Annotated in this window: 1 protein-coding gene and 3 tRNA genes; 1 reads left to right on the top strand and 3 read right to left on the bottom strand. The window is 35.6% G+C overall.

What is annotated here, in order from left to right; genetic code table 11:
* Positions 1–19: 19 nt before the first annotated feature.
* From CEX73_RS01450 to CEX73_RS01440, 3 genes are all read right to left on the bottom strand, one after another.
* Positions 20–91, bottom strand: a tRNA-Gly gene (locus CEX73_RS01450).
* Between the two features lie 6 nt (positions 92–97).
* Positions 98–179 (bottom strand) — tRNA-Tyr (locus CEX73_RS01445).
* A gap of 22 nt (positions 180–201) precedes the next feature.
* Positions 202–277: transfer RNA gene (locus tag CEX73_RS01440), tRNA-Thr, on the bottom strand.
* A 285-nt stretch (positions 278–562) separates the two neighbouring features.
* Between CEX73_RS01440 and coaA the strand changes: the two genes are divergently transcribed.
* Positions 563–1,452: type I pantothenate kinase (gene coaA, locus CEX73_RS01435; RefSeq protein WP_101626835.1), on the top strand; the 890-nt coding region annotated here is incomplete at its 3' end.

The following is a 1,452-nucleotide window of genomic DNA, read 5'->3' as shown; positions in this document are numbered from 1 at the left end:
CTGCGATATATATATTGGGAGCGGGCAGTGGGGATCGAACCCACATAGTTAGCTTGGAAGGCTGACGTAATAACCATTATACTATGCCCGCTATAGATGGTGGGGGAAGGATTCGAACCTTCGAAGTCAGTGACGGCAGATTTACAGTCTGCTCCCTTTGGCCGCTTGGGAACCCCACCTAAAATATTAGGTGTTTTTTTTTGGTGCCGACAGAAGGAGTTGAACCTTCAACCTACTGATTACAAATCAGTTGCTCTACCAACTAAGCTATGCCGGCATGAAATGCTGGCATTTTAGGTAGAGCGAAAGAATCATGCAACAAAAAAATTACTTTTAGTGAACTTTCGTTTATAAATTACTCTCTTAATAAGAGATGATAACAAATCTGCTTATTAAAAACCAACTAATATACTTTGTCAGTGTGAAATTTAAAATTGTAGTATACAAACTAGCACAAACAGATAATAGTTATTAACGTTATCTTCATATGCTTTTTCTTTTCTTTCTGTTTAGCTTTCTTTCTGCGCACTAAATCGATCGTGTAGACAGGTTGGTTCACATTATGATTAAAGCTATACAACAAACATCCTATTTGACTCCTTTTTTGCAATTTAGCCGTAAAAAATGGATGGCATTATTGAATTATATTCCGGTTACTTTAACTCCAGAAGAAATGAGTCAACTACAAGACATTAATAAAGACCTTTCTTTAGAGGAAGTATTAAATATTTATTTACCTTTATCACGTTTACTCAATTGTTATATTAGCTCTAATAGACGCCGTCAAGCGGCACAAGAGCTTAGTATTGGAACCGAAAGATCGCGTATTCCTTATATTATAGGAATAGCTGGCAGTGTTGCTGTTGGAAAGAGTACTACTGCGCGTGTGCTACAGACATTGTTAAGCCGATGGCCTGAACATCGAACAGTAGATATTGTGACTACAGATGACTTTTTATATCCCAATAAATGGCTCAAAGAACGAGACCTAATTAATAAAAAAGGTTTTCCGCAATCTTATGATGTTCGGAGTCTAAGAAATTTTATCTCAGAGGTCAAATCTGGTGTACACCGTATCACTACTCCAATTTATTCGCATGTTATTTATGATATTGTTCCTTATCATAATAATATTATTGCTCAACCAGATATTTTACTCCTTGAAGGATTAAACGTACTGCAAAGCAACACTGATCATCTACATGATATTTATCAGTTTTGTTTTTCTGATTTGATTGATTTTTCTATCTATATTGATGCACCTAAGGAAATAGTACAAAACTGGTATATAAAACGTTTTATGACTTTTCGTAAAGAAGCCTTTTTAGATCCTCGCTCTTATTTTTATCATTACGCTCAACTTTCAGATCAGGAAGCAATAGATATAGCTCGAAAGCTATGGATAGAAATCAATGCACCTAATTTAGAGCAGAATATTTGTCCTACTCGCCC

The organism is Candidatus Palibaumannia cicadellinicola (assembly GCF_002855795.1).
Taxonomy (GTDB): Bacteria; Pseudomonadota; Gammaproteobacteria; order Enterobacterales; family Enterobacteriaceae; genus Baumannia; species Baumannia cicadellinicola_C.
The sequence above is the reverse complement of the archived record's forward strand: the minus strand, read 5'-3'. Positions and strand labels throughout refer to the sequence as shown.